Annotated in this window: 17 protein-coding genes; 4 read left to right on the top strand and 13 right to left on the bottom strand. The window is 52.4% G+C overall.

The annotated features are described in order from the left end of the window. Nucleotides 1-246: 246 nt before the first annotated feature. Together F5984_RS14915 and F5984_RS14910 are read left to right on the top strand one after the other, a co-directional pair. Entirely contained in the window at nt 247-2,844 is a 2,598-nt protein-coding gene (locus tag F5984_RS14915) for a YfhO family protein (RefSeq protein ID WP_246169024.1), read from the top strand. A gap of 223 nt (nt 2,845-3,067) precedes the next feature. Further along, a complete protein-coding gene (locus tag F5984_RS14910) occupies nt 3,068-4,171 on the top strand; it encodes an alcohol dehydrogenase catalytic domain-containing protein (protein ID WP_152125018.1) in 1,104 nt (367 codons plus the stop codon). Nucleotides 4,172-4,284: 113 nt separating this feature from the next. Here F5984_RS14910 and F5984_RS14905 read toward each other — a convergent pair whose 3' ends face one another. The 5 genes from F5984_RS14905 to F5984_RS14885 form a co-directional block, all read right to left on the bottom strand. Beyond that, the gene (locus tag F5984_RS14905; RefSeq protein ID WP_152125017.1) at nt 4,285-4,623 is read right to left on the bottom strand and encodes a potassium transporter KefB; all 339 of its coding nucleotides are present in this window, start codon (nt 4,621-4,623) and stop codon (nt 4,285-4,287) included. Between the two features lie 592 nt (nt 4,624-5,215). Next, nucleotides 5,216-5,635, bottom strand: coding sequence for a VOC family protein (locus F5984_RS14900; RefSeq protein ID WP_152125016.1), 420 nt, complete (start codon nt 5,633-5,635; stop codon nt 5,216-5,218). Beyond that, a complete protein-coding gene (locus F5984_RS14895) occupies nt 5,632-6,525 on the bottom strand; it encodes an alpha/beta fold hydrolase (RefSeq protein WP_152125015.1) in 894 nt (297 codons plus the stop codon). The genes F5984_RS14900 and F5984_RS14895 overlap by 4 nt, the downstream gene beginning before the upstream one ends. Before the next feature lie 79 nt (nt 6,526-6,604). Continuing rightward, nucleotides 6,605-7,183 carry a Crp/Fnr family transcriptional regulator gene (locus tag F5984_RS14890; RefSeq protein WP_152125014.1) on the bottom strand — a complete coding sequence of 193 codons (579 nt, stop codon included), beginning with the start codon at nt 7,181-7,183 and terminating at the stop codon, nt 6,605-6,607. A 92-nt stretch (nt 7,184-7,275) separates the two neighbouring features. After that, nucleotides 7,276-7,677, bottom strand: a complete 402-nt coding sequence (locus F5984_RS14885) for a hypothetical protein (RefSeq protein ID WP_152125013.1) — start codon at nt 7,675-7,677, stop codon at nt 7,276-7,278. Nucleotides 7,678-7,906: 229 nt separating this feature from the next. Here F5984_RS14885 and F5984_RS14880 point away from each other — a divergent pair, with 229 nt between their 5' ends. Continuing rightward, a complete protein-coding gene (locus F5984_RS14880) occupies nt 7,907-8,302 on the top strand; it encodes a DUF6326 family protein (RefSeq protein ID WP_152125012.1) in 396 nt (131 codons plus the stop codon). On the opposite strand, the gene F5984_RS14875 is transcribed toward F5984_RS14880, so the two are convergent. The 8 genes from F5984_RS14875 to katG all read right to left on the bottom strand — a co-directional run bounded on the left by F5984_RS14875 (nt 8,299) and on the right by katG (nt 15,725). Next, nucleotides 8,299-8,877, bottom strand: coding sequence for a Crp/Fnr family transcriptional regulator (locus F5984_RS14875; protein ID WP_152125011.1), 579 nt, complete (start codon nt 8,875-8,877; stop codon nt 8,299-8,301). The two genes, F5984_RS14880 and F5984_RS14875, sit on opposite strands and share 4 nt — an antisense overlap. Before the next feature lie 85 nt (nt 8,878-8,962). Then, on the bottom strand, nt 8,963-10,213 hold the full coding sequence (locus tag F5984_RS14870; protein WP_152125010.1) for an MFS transporter: 1,251 nt from the start codon (nt 10,211-10,213) through the stop codon (nt 8,963-8,965). 63 nt (nt 10,214-10,276) lie between these two features. Beyond that, entirely contained in the window at nt 10,277-10,681 is a 405-nt protein-coding gene (locus F5984_RS14865) for a ribosomal maturation YjgA family protein (RefSeq protein WP_152125009.1), read from the bottom strand. Nucleotides 10,682-10,688: 7 nt separating this feature from the next. Next, on the bottom strand, nt 10,689-11,273 hold the full coding sequence (locus F5984_RS14860; protein ID WP_152125008.1) for a YdeI/OmpD-associated family protein: 585 nt from the start codon (nt 11,271-11,273) through the stop codon (nt 10,689-10,691). A 33-nt stretch (nt 11,274-11,306) separates the two neighbouring features. Beyond that, nucleotides 11,307-11,744 (bottom strand): NAD(+)--rifampin ADP-ribosyltransferase, encoded by a 438-nt coding sequence (arr, locus tag F5984_RS14855; protein ID WP_152125007.1) that lies wholly within the window; start codon nt 11,742-11,744, stop codon nt 11,307-11,309. Nucleotides 11,745-11,780: 36 nt separating this feature from the next. Then, on the bottom strand, nt 11,781-12,527 hold the full coding sequence (locus tag F5984_RS14850; protein WP_246169023.1) for a Fic family protein: 747 nt from the start codon (nt 12,525-12,527) through the stop codon (nt 11,781-11,783). Between the two features lie 248 nt (nt 12,528-12,775). Continuing rightward, nucleotides 12,776-13,234, bottom strand: coding sequence for a nuclear transport factor 2 family protein (locus tag F5984_RS14845; RefSeq protein WP_152125005.1), 459 nt, complete (start codon nt 13,232-13,234; stop codon nt 12,776-12,778). Nucleotides 13,235-13,442: 208 nt separating this feature from the next. Continuing rightward, nucleotides 13,443-15,725 (bottom strand): catalase/peroxidase HPI, encoded by a 2,283-nt coding sequence (gene katG / locus F5984_RS14840; protein WP_152125004.1) that lies wholly within the window; start codon nt 15,723-15,725, stop codon nt 13,443-13,445. A 424-nt stretch (nt 15,726-16,149) separates the two neighbouring features. On the opposite strand from katG, the gene F5984_RS14835 reads away from it, so the two are divergent. After that, complete coding sequence (locus tag F5984_RS14835; RefSeq protein WP_185155520.1) at nt 16,150-16,893, top strand: DoxX family protein; 744 nt, start codon at nt 16,150-16,152, stop codon at nt 16,891-16,893. Nucleotides 16,894-16,918 lie beyond the last annotated feature (25 nt).

Genomic DNA, 16,918 nt, shown 5'->3' with positions numbered 1-16,918 from the left:
CGTAATTGTCCGTCAATCAGAATGAGTACGTTAGGCCAACAAGCGGTTACGTAGAGGGTATTGTTTAGTGGAAGTGAGCCCACGAAAACGCAGCTACATCGTCGCTTGCCCACATATCTATATAAACTGGGCTGGGCGGAGCAGGAAAAATAGTTGTTGAGCTACCGGTTACGTTGTCAACTGTGTAGGGGCAATCTCAGGAGACCAAAACCTTCCCTATCTTTGCCCTCATTGCCAATTGGATCTATGAATCAAAATTCCCCCTTAGAGCGGCCGAGTCTAAGTCGGTTGCGCCCGCATCTATTGTTTGTGCTGGGCTTTCTGGTCTTAGCCGGTATTTATTTTGTTCCGGCGTTTCAGGGCAAAGAGCTGCCCATGCAGGATATCCGGCAGAGCTACGCATCAACCATTGAGTTGCGTGAGTTCAAAAAGCAAACCGGTGAGTTTCCGCTTTGGACCAACGCCCTCTTCAGCGGTATGCCCGCCTACATGATCGCTTTCGATTATCCCTATACGTTTGTAGGGCGCACGGTCGAGTCGGTGCTCAATCTCATTCCCCGGCCCGTGAACCTCCTGTTCGTCACGATGGTGAGCATGTACCTGCTCCTGCTCGTGATTGGACGCACCGATCCCGACGACGCCAGTCCCGACAAGCCCGCGGCCCGGCGTTGGCTGGCAGCTACCGGCGCTGTAGCGTATGCGTTTGGTACCTACCTCATGCTGACCGTCGAAGCGGGACACGTGTCAAAAGTGTGGGCCATGGCCTACGCGCCAGGTGTGCTGGCGGGGGTAATTCAGACACTCCGGGGTAAGTACTGGGCGGGGGCGGCCCTGACGGCCTTCTTCGCTTGTATGGAGCTGAATGCCAATCACCTTCAGATCACGTATTACCTCTTTATCCTGGTAGCCATTTATGTGTTGATGGAAGGCATTGCCCTTGTTCGGATGGGTAAGGCGAAGCAACTGGCTGTGGGCCTGGCTTTTCTGGCCGTAGCCGGGGGCTTGGGGGCCGCAAGTTTCAGCAAGCGATTGCTTGTGCTGAACCAGTACCAGAAAGAAACCATCCGGGGACGTTCGGAACTGACTGCCAAAACAACCGCCCAAACCGCTGATGCAGCGGCACCGGCCGCGGCTGCAGCACCGGCCGCGGGTAGCAAAGACGGACTCGATAAAGACTATGCGTTCAACTGGAGTTACGGCAAGGCCGAAGCACTCAACCTGCTCATCCCGAATTTCTTCGGGGGCGGCTCGGGCGGTGGCCTCGACGAGGGTTCTGAGTTTTACAAGGCCCTGGTCAACAAAGGTGTTGACCCCGGTGCAGCCCGGCAGTTTGTCGAGCTGGGTGCTCCCACGTACTGGGGTGATCAGCCGGGCGTGGGCGGGCCGTCGTATGCCGGTGCCGTGCTGCTGTTTTTGTTTTTGCTGGGCCTGACCCTCTCCACACACCGTATTCGGTGGTATCTGTTGGTAGGTGCCTTGTTTATGATTGCCATTGCGATGGGTAAAAACCTGCTGGTGATCAACGGGCCGCTGTTTGATTATTTTCCGCTGTTCAACAAGTTCCGGGCTGTTACGATGACCATGGGGCTGGCGCAGTTGTTTTTTGCGGGTGGGGCTGTGCTGGGGATTCATGCCATCGTGAGCCGCAACCTGAGTGCCGAGCAACTGAAAAAGCCACTGGCCATCAGCGTTGGGCTTACGGCGGGTCTGGCGCTGGTGCTGGCGCTGCTGGGCGGTGTGTTCTTCTCGTTCCAGACGGCCAACGATATCCCGGTGCTGATGCAGTACTTCGGCGATCAGGCTATGGCGACCGACATGCAGCGCGCCCTTATCAGCGACCGTCAGAGCATGGCTCGGGCCGACGGGTTCCGTTCGGTTATTTTCATTTTGCTGGCGGCTGCTGCCATCTACGGCTTTGCGCTGAAGAAGCTGAAAGCCGGGGTGTTTTTTCCCCTGCTGCTGGCCCTGATGGTGTTCGATTTGTTTATGGTCGATAAGCGATTCCTGAACAACGGCAACTTTATTCCAAAAACGCAGGTGAACTCAGCTTTTGAGGAAACTCCCGCCGATGCCCAGATTTTAGGAGACAAATCGCTCAGCTACCGGGTGTGGGATCAGACCGGGAGCTTTATGAACGACAACCGGACGTCGTTTTTCCACAAATCCATTGGGGGGTACCATGCGGCCAAGCTGCGCCGTTATCAGGAACTAATTGAATACGCTTTTCCGAAAAATACGCTCAATATCCTGAATATGCTCAATGGCAAGTATGCCATTATGCAACCTCAGCCTGACCCGGCTAACCCGCAGCAACAGCCTTCGGCACCGGTTGCCCAGCCGAACCCCGAAGCCCTGGGCAATGCGTGGTTCGTGCGGACCGTTGTGCAGGTACCCGATGCCGATGCTGAAATGGCCGCCGTACAGACACTCAACCCCCGCGATTCGGTGGTGGTCGACAAGCGGTTTGCTGATCAGCTCAATGGCCTGCCCACCCTCGACCCAACCGGGGCTACCATCCGCCTGACCAACTATATTCCCGACCATCTGACCTACGAAAGCAACGCCCCCACCGAACAGTTGGCCGTATTTTCGGAGATCTATTACCGGGGCGATACCGACTGGAATGCGTACATCGACGGGAAAAAGGTGCCGCACCTGCGCGCTAACTACGTATTACGTGCTATGCGCGTGCCAGCTGGTAAGCACACTATCGAGTTTAAGTTTGAGCCGCCCGTTGTGGCCCTTGGCGACACGCTCGATGCCGTTTTCAACGGGTTGCTGATTGCCTTTATCGCACTCGCTGTGTTCCTGAGTTTTCGTAAGCCGAAAGCCGTTACGGTGTAGATAGTTTTGGGTGACCACACCGCAAACCCTGACAGTGGTCAAAGACCCTGTCAGTGGTTGTAGACTTCGCGGTCCTAACAAACCCTGTCAGTGGTTGCAGAGTTCGTCAGTAATGAAACATCCAGACAAGGTAATCCTCCTTGTCAGTACCTTCTAGTCACCGCACTCCACTGTCAGGGTCTTTGAGCACTGACAGGGAGTGCGGTACCTAAACCCACCTGCCATGCTCGCAAAAGCTGCCATTGCCACCGGCGATGGCCATTTCCGAATCGATACCATTGAGGTGAACCCACCCCAGACCGACGAGATTCTGGTGGAGGTGAAAGCGGCCGGAATTTGCCACACCGATTACGACTCGTTGTCGTGGCAGAAACCCCTTGTCATGGGGCACGAAGGTGCCGGGATTGTCCGGGCTGTAGGGCCTGCCGTGACCCGGTTCCGGCCGGGTGATGCCGTTATTCTGAACTGGGCCATTCCGTGCGGGCGTTGCTTTCAGTGTCTGGAAGGGAATCAGCATATTTGCGAGGTCAATTCGCCGGTCACTTCGGGCAACCGGGCCAGTGGGGGGCACGCGGCCCTCGAACGGACCACGTACCGGGGGCAGCCCATTGAGCGGGCGTTTAGTCTCGGTACTTTGTCGACCCACACAGTAGTCCGCGAGGCTGCGGCCGTGCGACTTACGGCCGAGATGCCGTTCCCGTCGGCGGCTATTGTTGGTTGTGGAGTCATGACCGGTTACGGGTCGGTGGTTAATGCCGCTAAGGTAAAGCCCGGCCGGTCGGTGGTGGTGCTCGGCAGCGGGGGCGTGGGCCTGAACGTGATTCAAGGTGCCCGCATCGCCGGAGCCAGTATGATTATCGCCGTCGACATTAACGCCAACCGGCTCGATATGGCCCGGCAATACGGTGCTACGCACACCATTCAGGCCGACCGCGCTGATACGGGCCTGCTTCAGGCGGCCCAGCAGGTCAAAACCCTCACTGGGGGGCGCGGGGCCGACTATGCGTTTGAATGCACAGCTATACCGGAGTTGGGCGCGGCTCCGCTCGCTATGGTGCGTAATGCGGGCATGGCCGTGCAGGTGAGCGGTATTGAGCAAACTATCGCCATCGACATGAACCTGTTTGAGTGGGATAAGGTGTACATCAATCCGTTGTACGGGCAGTGCAGGCCCGATATTGATTTCCCGATCCTCCAACGACTATACGAAACGGGGGCACTCCTGCTGGACGAACTCATCACGCGCACCTACACCCTCGATGAGCTACAAACGGCTTTCGACGATATGCTCGCTGGCCGAAATGCCAAAGGGGTGGTGGTGTTCTGACGAGTTGTTTGAAAGCATAGCCATCTTGTTAAGCGTGTACAAAAAATCCCGGTAGCCAGGAGGTGCCGGGATTTTTACATTACTAATATGAAAGTAAGTACTATCGTTAGGGGTTAGTCCCACATGGTACCGTCGAGGCCAAGCACAAAGCCCATGAAGAGACCGATCAGGTGAATCAGAATGCTGGCGATGTTGGCCACAATCTTTTGCTTTTCTCCCTGAACCCGCACAAAATCAAGCGCGTAATTAATAACTCCCGCCAGAGTTCCGGCCATCGGCACAATCAGCAGCGGGCGTACCATCCAGTACTGAGGCCAACTGGGGTCCGGTTCGTCGGCGGTCAGCAGAAAAACTGAAATCAAGACTAATCCAAGGGCCGCTCCTGCCAGCACACGGTTGATCAATGGAGTCGGATGGAGCGATTGGGTTGGGGTATTGTCAGGCTGTGTCATAGTTGATTTTTTTAAAGTACTTTGTTTTTAAAAGTAAATAGTTCAAAAAATTGAGCGGTAACGCTCGGGTTGTTTTATTATGCAGGAACAATTTTGGTTGGCAGATTGCGAAGTACTTTGTATTACAAAGTTAAAAATGATTTTCCAAATGTCAAGCCAAAGAGAAAAAACAGTGTCCTTGCTATGCGCAAAGACACACTATTTTGCGTCTCGTTACTAACTGTTTTACGGCTGTTACCTTGTTTTTCGGCTTTTAAGGAAGTAGTGAGAGTCAATTATTTAAATGTTGTCTTTGTCATTATGAGGAACAAGGAATCTCATGATCAGGTCATTCTAAGATTCCTCATTCCTCGGAATGACAAAATAAAACCGTCCGGTTACTTAAGTAGTCAAGCAGAATTAGTTTAAACTTTGGTTTGTCATCCCGACGCAGGAGGGATCTTACAGTCAGTCAATTAGAAAGATCCCTCCTGTGTCGGGATGACAAAAGCATCTATTCCAAATACTTCAGTTTAATTCTGCTTGATTACTTACTCTAACGTATTTTATATAATGGCTTTACTGTCAATTATTTGCAGTATTAAAAGGGCTACTAAAGCGTATCCAGATGCGGATTCCAGACAACCTCCCACAGGTGCCCATCGGGGTCGGCAAAGTAGCCCGCGTAGCCGCCGTAGAACGTAGGTTGGGCCGGTTTTATAATCCGGGCACCCGCTTTTTCGGCCTGTTGCATCACTGTATCTACCTCGGCCTGGCTATCCACGTTATGACCGAGTGTAAAAGCGAGCGTTGAGGAACCCTCATCCGGTAAGCCGGTATCATGGGCCATACTTTGGCGGGGCCATAGGGCGAGCCGCAGGCCAGGCTGTAACTGAAAAAAAGCCACCGCCCCGTTCTCGAATTCTTCACCAATGATGCCGTTTGTGGGCAAGCCCAGCCCGTCGCGGTAGAAAGCCACCGCGCGGGGGAGGTTGGTCACGCCCAGCGTAAGTACAGAAAGGGTTGGTTTCATGGGTTGGTATAATGACGCTGCAATATAGCCTTGTAGTCGGTTGGGTTATGTAGCCACGGAATGTGCCCGCAGTGGGTAATAGTCTGTACGGTAGCAGTTGGGTACCGGTTCAGAACAAAGTTTTTGCTCGATTGGTAGATGTCGCCATCGCCATAGACAATCGTGACCGGAAACGGCGGGTGGGGTTGTTGGGGTAGGAGCGGGTACTTCAGGATTTCGGGCCGCGTTCGGTTAATCGGTTCGGCCTTCAGGTTCGTGAAGTCGACGCTCAGGTAATCTGTCTGAATAAACTCGTGGTTGTAGTTTTTCATTACCTGTGTAAAAAGCCGCTCATAGGCCCGGTCGCTGCCCAGCATACCCAGCAGATTATTCCAGCCCATTTGTACCCATTCCCAGCTTGTACACTTTGACCGATTGAGCTGCATTACTTCATGCTCGGTCTGTTTCCATTCCAGGTTTGTACCCGAGCCGGGGCAGCATAGAAACAGACTTAAGAGTGCATCGGGGTAGCGGTCGGCATAGATTTGCGCGTAAAGGCCACCCCATGAGTGCCCCCATAGATGAAACCGCTCAACACCGTAATGCTGCCGGACGGCTTCGATGTCGCTCAGGTAGGCGTTCATCGAATAGTCGCGACTAGGGCAAGGTGATTGTCGAGTGCCACGCTGATGGAAAGTGATCAGTTGAAACCGGCTGCGCAGGCACTCAACAACTTCGGGCAGATCGCTGGGAAAGCCCGGCCCGCCGTGGAGCAGCACTACGGTTTTGCAGCCCGGATTGGGGTAAAATGTGGTAAAGAGTGTATCGCCCCGGTTGACGATATGAGTGGTTTGAGCGGTCTCCTTCGGGTGGGAGACAAATACGCGTGCGGTGGTCGGTTGATGGCTCATTGAACGAACGGTGTTGGCGTTTCAATGAGGCAAAGTTGGGGCGGGGCCGTTGGGTTACCGTTATCATTTGATAAAATCGTCAGGCCCGCGAAAGTTCGTGGCGAAGCCGACTGAACGACACGGGCGTAATACCCAGATACGACGCGATAATGTGGTGCGGAACGAGGTTTTCGAGGTTGGGGTACTGGGTGCGCATAGCTACCAGCCGTTCTTTGGCACTAAACGACCGAAAAGATACCGCAAACTGAAGCGCCTGCACGAGCTCATTTTCGAGTACCCGTTGGCCAAACTCGCGGTAGTCGGCGTGGGTAGCCCGCAGCCGGTCGAGCTGGTTTACCGGAATTTGGGCCAGAACGGCATCGGTCAGGGTTTGCAGGCTGAAGAGATTCCGGCCGTTTTGAGTACGCGCAAAATGCGGGGTAATTACCGCCCCTGACCCGTAAAAACCGGTGGTGATCGGGTCGCCCTTGTCCGATACCGTGTAGCGATGTGCTACTCCTGACACCAGTATATACTCGCTTGCGTTGGTCTTGCCAGCTACCAGAATATCGGTGTTTTTGGGCAGCTCAGATACAGTGCAGTGGTCAATAAACTCGTCGCGCAACAATTGGCTCGCAATGCCTAAGCTTTTCAGGAGGTCGTTTAAGCGGTCTGTCATCGATAAAGTAGCCGCCGGGTGCCTGTGGGCTCGGTGGTGGTACGTTGTGAATCCACTACAAGTATAGCAGAAGTCGCCGAACGAAGCGGAGGCTAAAGTTTGGCGTTAAGGTGCATGGTTTGCGAAGCCAGCTTACCATTGATCACCAGGTCGGTGGCTGTGTTCATGGTTAGGGATCGCTTATCGGCCGAAAATTGCCCGTTGCCTCGCAACACACCTTCGTACTCGACGGTATTGACCGTGATTTTCTGAATCGATTTTACCAGGGTAAAGGCGACATCGCTTGTACGGTCGGCTTCGTAGATCCCGTTATGACCCAAAATGTCCTGAGTAAAGGTAATCTGGTCTGTTTCGTCGGAATAAACCGTAAGTGTACCGTTGATAACCTGGGTGCTGGTTTGCCCATCGAACGAAGTAACAAATTGGGCCGTGGCTTTATAAACCCCCGTCAAGGGTGGTACTTCCTCTTTTTGAGGAAGGCAGGAGACCAGCATAAACAGGCCTAGTATATAACTAAGGCATTTTACCATACCTATAAACTTTACGCAGAAGGTTGCGCAGACTAATATACAAATTTATGATAATTTTTTCTTTTAAGGGTTGTTTTCTATGCTTTTAGCTGATTGGATCTGGCGTTTTTCGGGTGTTGTTTCTTAACCGAAGTCAACGAATGCCGAAACCGGAGCCGATACTTTTGCGCTCTACCTTGCTAACAGCGGCATTATGAAATCAAGAAAGGAACTGCTTACAATCCTGTGGATTTTCGTCACATTGAACTATCTCTATTGCGATTTGATCGGGTTGATGGATGCAAACCTGTTAAGGCAATACCTGACCGGAAGGGTTGACGGGCTAACGATCAATGAGCCTTTTCTGCTTGGCGCAGGTATTCTGATGGAGATCCCTATTGCTATGGTGCTGCTGGCAAACGTGCTCCCTAAAACTGCGAATGGCTGGGCCAATCTTGTGGCTGGATGTATAAAAACGGCCGTCATGATTGCTACCTTCTTTATAGGTTCGGCTACGCTTTATTACATATTCTTTGCGTCGATTGAGATAGCTACTACCTTGTTTATCATAATGTATGCATGGCGCTGGCTAAGGGAGGAGGTTACCTAACGCTTCGTCTGGAGTTTTCGTCGGATTCGACTCAACGACTCAGGTTTAACGCCAATGTACGTTGCGATATCATACTGGGGTACGCGCTGTAGTAAGTCGGGGCGGGTTTCTAATACGTTTAGATAACGCTGCTCCGGGCTGTCGGTGATGTAAGAGGTCAGCAAGCGTTGCTGTTCCATTAGTACAGCCTCGATAATCTGGCGTGAAGTGGTTTCAAATTTGGGAAATTGCCGGAATAAAGCCTGTGCTTTTTGCTCGTTGCCTACCACTACGGTGGTATCTTCCATACATATTAGCGCATAGGGTGAGGGCCTTTTTGTGCTCAGGGTATCGGGTGCAATTATCCATTGCTCTTCGGTAAAGAAGTTGGTGGTAATGTCGTTGCCATCAACGATATGGAATTGGCGAACACAGCCCTTGAGCACAAAAAGGGTGTCGGTGTGTTGTTGGCCTTCCTTCAGGAGAAATGCTTTTTTAGGGTATTGCTTAACCTCCATGCTCGCAATGAGGGTATCGACTTCATGGGGCGTAAGTGTGGTTATTTTCAGGAAGTAGCTGATTAACGGATGATGCACAGCGTGTATGGTTTTTGGGCTGAATGGTCTCGGACTGAATGGTCTCGGACATAACCAGGAGGGCTTTGTCCAAAATTCGTTTATCTCATGGATGCACCCGGCTGAGGGTATTTGTGTTAACCGGTGGGCGTGCAGACGCTGGCATACGGACTTTGATGATCAGGGCAGACAATAGTGTAAGCGCCCCAATCAGAAAAATGGCATAATCAATGCCGAACAGGTCGGCGGTGATACCGGATAGAATGGCCCCGAATGCATAGCCTAAGTCGCGCCATAGCCGAAAGGTGCCGATACTTTCGGCCCGTTGCTGCGGATTGGTTGCCTGGGCAATCGTATTCAGGAACGTAGGGTAAACCAAAGCCGTACCCAATCCCAGAAGACCCGAAATTAGAGCAAACCCGTAAACGGCATCCATAAACGGGATGATCGAGATGGCTAATCCCTGCAAGAGCATCCCCCAAAAAAGCATTCGTTTCTTTGAGTAATGGTCAGACATTTTGCCCGTAACGAGTTGGCCAATCCCCCAAACAGAGGGGTAAATAGCGGTGAGAACACCAATCGTTTCGTTGGTATAATGCAGCGACAGGAGTACAATCGGGAACAAGCCCCAGATCATACCATCGTTCAGGTTGTTGACCAGGCCTGCCTGCGTAACCGAACTCAAGGTTTTGTTTTTGACCGTTGTTTCCCAGAATACATTGTCAACCTGTGTTGAGGTGACCGTCTTACTTTCCTGCTGTACGAACGCTCGGGTATCGTTTACCCACAAAAGGGTTAAAAGAAAGCCAGTTGTGGCAATAAATATCCCGATGTAGAACGGGTAGGGCGTAACCCCGTACCGGTCAGCCACCAACCCAGTCAGGAAGGCCACAACGCCCACGGCCAGATACCCGGCAAACTCGTTGAGGCCCATAGCAAAGCCCCGATCCTGTTCGCCAACCAGATCAATTTTCATGACAACGGTACTGCTCCAGGTCAGCCCCTGACTAAACCCTAAAAGCACATTGGCCCAAATCACCCAATTCCAGCTCGGAGCATAAATCAGCATGAACGGAATCGGAATGGCAATTAGCCAGCCGAGCAAAAGTAAATTTCTACGGCCTAATGTGTTGGCCAGCCGCCCGGTGTAGTAGTTGGCAACGGCTTTCGAGAGCCCGAAGGCGGTGATAAACAAAAGAACTGCGGTTTTGGAGTCAATGCCAAATTGTGCCTGGGCAAACTGGGGGAAAATAGTCCGTTCCATACCGACCATTCCGCCCACAAAGGCATTGATAAGTACCAGGAGGGAAAACTGTTTCCAGTTTTGCTTAAGGCCAAGTTTTACGTTTCTGGTCATGTCTGTTTTGCAGTACCCAGTTGCAAATTTCCCCTTTCTGCGTCGGTTGTTTTGTCACAAAAGTCACAGTTCATCCAAAAGAGGGCGAAGTCGCTTTTTTCGTTCCTCCCATACTAATACCGTGATTATACCGAGTGTGTAAGCGAGCATATCCCACCATTCAAAACCGTAGCCGATAACGGTTTTAGCCACCTCATTGTGCGACAGCCCGAGCCGGTCGACAAGTCTGAAATATTGCAGGAGTTCCAGCGTGTAGGCAAACAGCAGCACACCCAGGGCTATACTCCGGGGTGGTGCCCGTACAAATGCCTTTACGCCATAGTAGAGCATGATAACCACCAGATAGTCTCCGCCGTAGGGCCGTACAAACCGATCGCGCACAAACAAAGCAATCAGCACCTCGACCACGAACAAGGCCACGGCGATCAGGAAATAGCGCCAGGTAAACGAGAACGTAGGGGGTGTCATGATGTGCTTAATCGTCGAGCCCTTTGCCATCCAGAATTTTTTGCAGGTACTTTTCTATGCGGGCTTCGCGGGTTTTAACCTGTTTGGCCGATGAAAAGTAAAGCAAATACCCCCGTTGCCGACCCGGTGTCAGGGCTTCGAAGGCGGCTCGGAGTTCGGGCATATCGTTTAACACCTGCTGAAACTCGGGTGGAGTAGGGTAGGCTGCCGTTTCTTTCAGCGCAACTTTCAGACCGGCTTTGTCGAGGGCTATGGCCTCCTGAATGTAGGCGGTTATGAGCGACTTGTTCGCTAAAATCTCTTCCACGCTCGTAAACCGCAGTTGGCGCGTAGCCTGTACGTTCTGGGTTTGTTGCACGAGCCGCTTTTGTGGGTCAGAGAGCAAAGCCCCCTGCAAGAACAGGATCGCGCAATAGTTTTTAAGGCCGTGAATCAGAAGCACATTGCCCTGACCCGTGTAGCAGGGGCAGCCCCATTTCAGTTCTTCGGTCAGGCCAGATTCGAGTACCAGTTCACGCAACTCAGAATAAGCCTCCTGCCAGGGGCCGGTTTTAGCGAAAAACCAATCGACTGCGGGGTTCGTTGGGCTCATAAAAAAGGGGCTCTGCTTTGTTTAGACTGTCGTTTACTCGTCGTTTAGGGAGTTAATTCCCTGTTGCTTCAGCCGTTCCAGCGCTTCTTTCATGGCGTTCACCTGCTCGGCGGGGTGCCCCTGCCAACTCGTTACCTCACCCACCACTCTGAAGGGATGGGTAGAGCGGTACGACTGGGTCGGGTTGCCCGGAAATTTTTTGTCAGTCAGGTCGGGGTCGTTTTCAATTGGGCCGGTTGGCTCAACCAGATAAATCCGTTCCCGGCCTTCGCCCACGGCCAATTCGGCGCCCCAGATGGCGGCATCCAGTGTGGCCGTCAGGAAAATGTATTTGGCGTTCTTCTGTTCGCCGTAGTTCGAGTTGAATCCGACGCTGATGAGGTCGCCGAGCTGGAGGTTGGCCTTCGTGCCGTGGAAATACGTTTGGGCAAAAACGGTCGGGCTGAGGGGGTTGGAAGGGGTTGGTTGCATGGGTATGAAAGTTCTCGGTTTCTCCTAAGTCTGTACTCACCTCACAGCCTGAGGTAGCATCAGTAAAAAAGGGAGGGCTTTTCCGTAATCCAGTTCGTTGTATTCGAGCCCTAATCGCCTAAGGTTCTGGTAATAGACGCTGTGTTGTTGGTAGTACATTTTTTCGCTTTGCATAAACCAGGCTTTTTCGCCCAGCTTTTGGGCTAAAAACCACTTTTCAAGCAGGCGGGCGGTTCGACCGTTTCCATCGTTCCAGGGGTGAATTTTTACAAAAACCAGGTGAACGAGTGAGGCATAAAAGAAAACTTCCTCAATCGCCATCGGGGTATTCTGGAGCGTTTCCAGATCGCTGAAGAAGCTAGCCATTTCGGTCGGAACCTGAGCGGGTGGAGCCGCTACATACTCAATGCGTCCATCTTCAGTAGATACGTACATATTCTGTATACGATACCGGCCTTGCCAGGCAGTTGCGACGAGATGTTTGCCCAGAAGTTTATGGGCTTCAACTACGTTTTCTTTGTTCAGTGGGCGTTGCTGAGCAAACTCGTAGGTCTGGTACAAATCGTCAATTTTTTTGGTGTAATCGGGCAGAAACGGAAGGCCATCCCGTTTGTGTTTGATGTAGCTGTCTAATTCAATGTTTTCGCCTTCAATCTTACTGCTGAAAACAGATGCAACCGAGGTATAAAAGCTGAAATTAGGTGTCGATAAGGGTGCGTCGTGTAACGCATCAAATGCCTCTTGCAACCCTTTGGGTACTTCCAAAAGGTAGGACTGAAGCAATGTTGTGGGAATGATGGTTAACTGCATCCTTTATGGGTTGAAAATCGAAACCAGCTAAACGGCTTTGATTAGGGCTCTCAGTGTTGGGCAAAATGTACAATCAGACGATTGACTTAGCCAATCGGTGGCAATTGAACGCGGATCGGGTAGATGTACGCCGATTCTCTTCATCAATCCGCGAAAATTGGCTTAATCTGTTTCATCCGCGTACCATTCCTTTCGTATTGAACGAATGTCGGGTATTGAAATTAAGGTTTCGGATCCTCGAAGTTATCGTAGTAAGTAAAGTCCTTTGTGATTTTCCCGTTCTCGATGGTGAAAATGGTGCAGATCGGAAGTGTAAATTTCGTACTGTCGGGTGCTGTACCCGATGAGATAAACTCAACAATGACGTGTTTCTCACCAGAGGAATATATTTGCACAACTTCGTCTTTCACGTCAGGGAACATCACTCCCAGCTCCGAATACTTCTTAATGGTCTGTTGTCTGGTCTGTTTGACAATACCTTCACCAAGCGAGGGGTCTTTAAAGTCGGCAACCTCTGTGTACAGCTCTGCCATGTTGGCCCAATCGTGTTTGTTGAAATACGCGTAGTATTCCTGCACAAGGCGTTCGTTTTGGGTAGCTGTCGAATCAGTGGTTAGCTTCTGACGATCACAAGAGAATAGTGCGGTGGCAGCCAAAATGATGAGAAAGAATTGCTGCATGGTTTTGTGGCTTAGTGGTTTGAGTTACAAACTAAAAACAGAAGAGATACCGACTGCTCGCTTTAGTTGTAGGTGAAGGTAAAATAAATTTGGATAGATCATTAACCGAAGCCTACCGAGCCTAATCGTCAGATACCTCAGTAAGGCGGCCAACAAAAAAAGCCCGGCATCCAGTAGACGCCGGGCTTCCGATTATCATCTCAGAGGTTTACTTCAGATCAAAACGGTCGAGGTTCATCACCTTGTTCCAGGCCGCCACGAAGTCCTTCACAAACTTCGCCTGCGAGTCAGAGCAACCGTACACTTCGGCAATAGCGCGCAGCTCCGAGTTAGAACCCATAATCAGGTCTACGCGGGTGCCCGTCCACTTCAGCTCGCCGGTAGCGCGGTCGCGACCTTCAAACAGGTCTTGCGCGTCAGACGTAGCCTTCCAGGTCGTGCCTAAATCGAGCAGATTCACAAAGAAGTCGTTGGTGAGCGTTTCGGGCTGCTTCGTAAATACCCCGTGCGAGGTACCGTTATAGTTGGCGTTCAGCACGCGCATACCACCCAGCAGTACGGTCAGTTCGGGTACGGTCAGCGTCAGCAGTTGCGCCTTATCGATCAACAGCGCTTCGGCTTTGGCCGCATGGCGTGCTTTCACATAGTTGCGGAAACCATCGGCAATCGGCTCCAGGGCGGCAAACGACTCCACGTCGGTTTCTTCGATAGAGGCATCAGCCCGGCCCGGCGTAAACGGCACCGTTACGTCGAAACCAGCCGCTTTAGCCGCTTTCTCGATAGCAGCACAACCACCCAGTACGATCAGGTCGGCGAGCGATACCTGCTTGCCGTCGGTCTGAATCGCATTGAACTCCGACTGAATCGAGGTCAGCGTATCCAGCACGTTGGCCAGTTGAGTTGGGTTGTTTACTTCCCAGTATTTCTGCGGAGCCAACCGGATGCGGCCGCCATTGGCACCACCACGCTTGTCGGAACCCCGGAACGTTGAGGCCGACGCCCAGGCAGTCGATACCAGTTGCGATACCGTCAGGCCCGATGCCAGAATGTTGGCTTTCAGGGCGGCAATGTCGGCGTCGTCGATTTGCTTATACGTAACAGCCGGAATCGGGTCTTGCCAGATCAGCACCTCTTCGGGTACTTCGGGACCTACGTAACGGGCCCGTGGACCCATGTCGCGGTGCGTCAGTTTGAACCAGGCACGGGCAAAGGCATCCGCAAACTGATCGGGGTTTTCGTAGAACCGGCGTGAAATTTTCTCGTAAGCGGGGTCAACGCGCAGGGCGATGTCGCTCGTGAGCATCGTGGGGGCATGGCTCAGCGCAGGGTCGTGTGCGTCGGGTACGGTACCTGCACCAGCACCACCTTTAGGCTTCCACTGGAATGCACCGGCCGGGCTCTTGGTCAGCTCCCACTCAAAACCAAACAGGTTTTCGAAGTAGTTGTTGCTCCACTGAATCGGCGTTGTCGTCCAGGCACCTTCCAGCCCCGACGTAATGGTGTACTTACCATTACCCGTGCCGAACGTGTTTTTCCAGCCGAGGCTCTGCTCTTCGAGGGCAGCAGCGGCTGGCTCGCGGCCTACGTACTTGCTCGGATCGGCGGCACCGTGGGTTTTACCGAACGTGTGACCACCCGCAATCAGGGCTACGGTCTCTTCGTCGTTCATGGCCATCCGGCCGAACGTTTCGCGAATGTCGCGGGCCGACGCCATCGGGTCGGGGTTACCGTTGGGGCCTTCGGGGTTTACGTAAATCAAACCCATTTGCACGGCACCCAGTGGGTTTTCCAGCTCGCGGTCGCCGGTGTAGCGCTTGTCGCCAAGCCACTCGGTTTCGGCACCCCAGTACACGTCTTCCTGTGGCTCCCACATGTCTTCGCGGCCACCACCGAAACCAAACGTTTTGAAGCCCATCGACTCCAGCGCGCAGTTACCGGCCAGAATCATGAGGTCGGCCCATGAGAGTTTACGGCCATACTTCTGCTTCACCGGCCACAGCAACAGGCGGGCCTTGTCGAGGTTCGTATTATCGGGCCAGCTGTTGAGCGGAGCAAACCGCTGCATACCGGCACCGGCACCACCCCGGCCGTCGGCAATCCGGTACGTACCGGCGCTGTGCCAGGCCATCCGAATCATAAACGGACCGTAGTGACCGTAGTCGGCGGGCCACCACTCCTGCGAGGTAGTCAGTACGTTTACAATGTCTTCTTTAACCGCGTTCAGGTCGAGGCTTTTGAACTCCTCGGCATAGTTGAACGAGGGGTCCATCGGGTCAGAAAGCGACGAGTGCTGACGCAGAATGCTCAGATTGAGGGCATTGGGCCACCAGTCCCGGTTAGATGTACCGCCACCGGCTACGTGGTTCAACTGACCGTTCAGGAACGGACACTTGGCGGCATCGGCACTGTTTACGTCGAGAGCCGCGTGATGATGGGGAACGCCATTAGCCCCATTCGTCTGGTAGCTGTTTGTAGTTTCTGATGGGTTCATTTGCTTAATCGTTTTTTGAATGTGTACGACCCGACCCGGATAGAAAAGCCGAGTACTGGAGAGACTCGATTCCGAGTCGTTCGGTAAAATTATGCGCTTACCAATTATTCCGCTACAAATCTGCCATTTCTATCTTTATAGATCAAATTAATATTTTCTATACTATTATCTAATTTATCTATATTCTGGCAGTCTTGCTGTTTTGAGGGTTGCCCGGCTGCTGTGGGTGGGGTCTTAAGTCATCAGGTAGAAAAGCCGGTTAAGGGGCCGACGATAGAGTATCTGGAGAGTGGATGCGGAAGAAGTTTATGGGAGCTTGGTTTACCCGTTTACGTCAAATACCCTCAAAACCATTTGGTTCATGGGGAAATTTGTTGTTTACTTTGCAAAACAAAGTTCTTTTTATCTGGAAATATTCAGGCACATGGCAATTACGTTCTTACTGAGTCAGCTATACTGTCAGGCTAAACAAAACCGCTGGATGCGGTATTTTACGGGGTTCAACCGGGTGGCGCTGGCACTTGGTTTTTTGCCATCGGGCTATGTGAAAATTGCGGGGGAACGATTCACGTCGCTGTCGAATAACCACCCAATGGGGCATTATCTCGAAGCTCTCTTTCATACCGGTTATTACTACACATTTATTGGCGTGGCGCAGATGACGGCTGCTATTTTGCTACTCATTCCCCGAACAGCCCTGCTGGGAGCCATGCTCTATTTTCCAATTATTCTGAACATTTGCATTCTGTCGTTTTCGGTACGGTTTGATGGGTCGCTGGTGTCGTCGCCGTTGATGGTGTTGGCCAATCTGTACCTGCTTTGCTGGGATTACGACCGCCTGAAGGGTATTCTACTGCCCGACCCCCGTACCGTATTGGTCAATCGTTCGAAAGGGGTTTCAAACGAGTTCCCTCTGGCCTTTTTCGGGGGGGGGCTAATCACGGTGGTTACGGTGGGCTTTACCGTATTGAACCTGTTCGACATGAAACCGTATAACACCCTGAACGACTGTCAGCAAAATTGTCGGGATAGCCGTAACCCGGCGGCCTGTGCCGAGTTCTGCGATTGTATTCATCAGCAGGGCCAACCGCTCAACCGCTGCCTGGACGCGTACAACCGGGCAGTGGCGGCTCAGCCAAATGGAACATGGGTAGCCCCCAGAAAGTAAGAAGACCCGGCCCTGGATCTTTACC

The organism is Rudanella paleaurantiibacter, assembly GCF_009184635.1.
In the GTDB taxonomy this organism is placed as follows: Bacteria; Bacteroidota; Bacteroidia; order Cytophagales; family Spirosomataceae; genus Rudanella; species Rudanella paleaurantiibacter.
The sequence above is the reverse complement of the archived record's forward strand: the minus strand, read 5'-3'. Positions and strand labels throughout refer to the sequence as shown.

Excerpts from the sequence above, each read along its gene's own strand:
- F5984_RS14915 (WP_246169024.1), top strand. The coding sequence starts at position 247 with ATGAATCAAAATTCCCCCTTAGAGCGGCCGAGTCTAAGTCGGTTGCGC.
- F5984_RS14910 (WP_152125018.1), top strand. The coding sequence starts at position 3,068 with ATGCTCGCAAAAGCTGCCATTGCCACCGGCGATGGCCATTTCCGAATC.
- F5984_RS14905 (WP_152125017.1), bottom strand. The coding sequence starts at position 4,623 with ATGACACAGCCTGACAATACCCCAACCCAATCGCTCCATCCGACTCCA.
- F5984_RS14900 (WP_152125016.1), bottom strand. The coding sequence starts at position 5,635 with ATGAAACCAACCCTTTCTGTACTTACGCTGGGCGTGACCAACCTCCCC.
- F5984_RS14895 (WP_152125015.1), bottom strand. The coding sequence starts at position 6,525 with ATGAGCCATCAACCGACCACCGCACGCGTATTTGTCTCCCACCCGAAG.
- F5984_RS14890 (WP_152125014.1), bottom strand. The coding sequence starts at position 7,183 with ATGACAGACCGCTTAAACGACCTCCTGAAAAGCTTAGGCATTGCGAGC.
- F5984_RS14885 (WP_152125013.1), bottom strand. The coding sequence starts at position 7,677 with ATGCTGGTCTCCTGCCTTCCTCAAAAAGAGGAAGTACCACCCTTGACG.
- F5984_RS14880 (WP_152125012.1), top strand. The coding sequence starts at position 7,907 with ATGAAATCAAGAAAGGAACTGCTTACAATCCTGTGGATTTTCGTCACA.
- F5984_RS14870 (WP_152125010.1), bottom strand. The coding sequence starts at position 10,213 with ATGACCAGAAACGTAAAACTTGGCCTTAAGCAAAACTGGAAACAGTTT.
- F5984_RS14865 (WP_152125009.1), bottom strand. The coding sequence starts at position 10,681 with ATGACACCCCCTACGTTCTCGTTTACCTGGCGCTATTTCCTGATCGCC.
- F5984_RS14860 (WP_152125008.1), bottom strand. The coding sequence starts at position 11,273 with ATGAGCCCAACGAACCCCGCAGTCGATTGGTTTTTCGCTAAAACCGGC.
- arr (WP_152125007.1), bottom strand. The coding sequence starts at position 11,744 with ATGCAACCAACCCCTTCCAACCCCCTCAGCCCGACCGTTTTTGCCCAA.
- F5984_RS14845 (WP_152125005.1), bottom strand. The coding sequence starts at position 13,234 with ATGCAGCAATTCTTTCTCATCATTTTGGCTGCCACCGCACTATTCTCT.
- katG (WP_152125004.1), bottom strand. The coding sequence starts at position 15,725 with ATGAACCCATCAGAAACTACAAACAGCTACCAGACGAATGGGGCTAAT.
- F5984_RS14835 (WP_185155520.1), top strand. The coding sequence starts at position 16,150 with ATGGCAATTACGTTCTTACTGAGTCAGCTATACTGTCAGGCTAAACAA.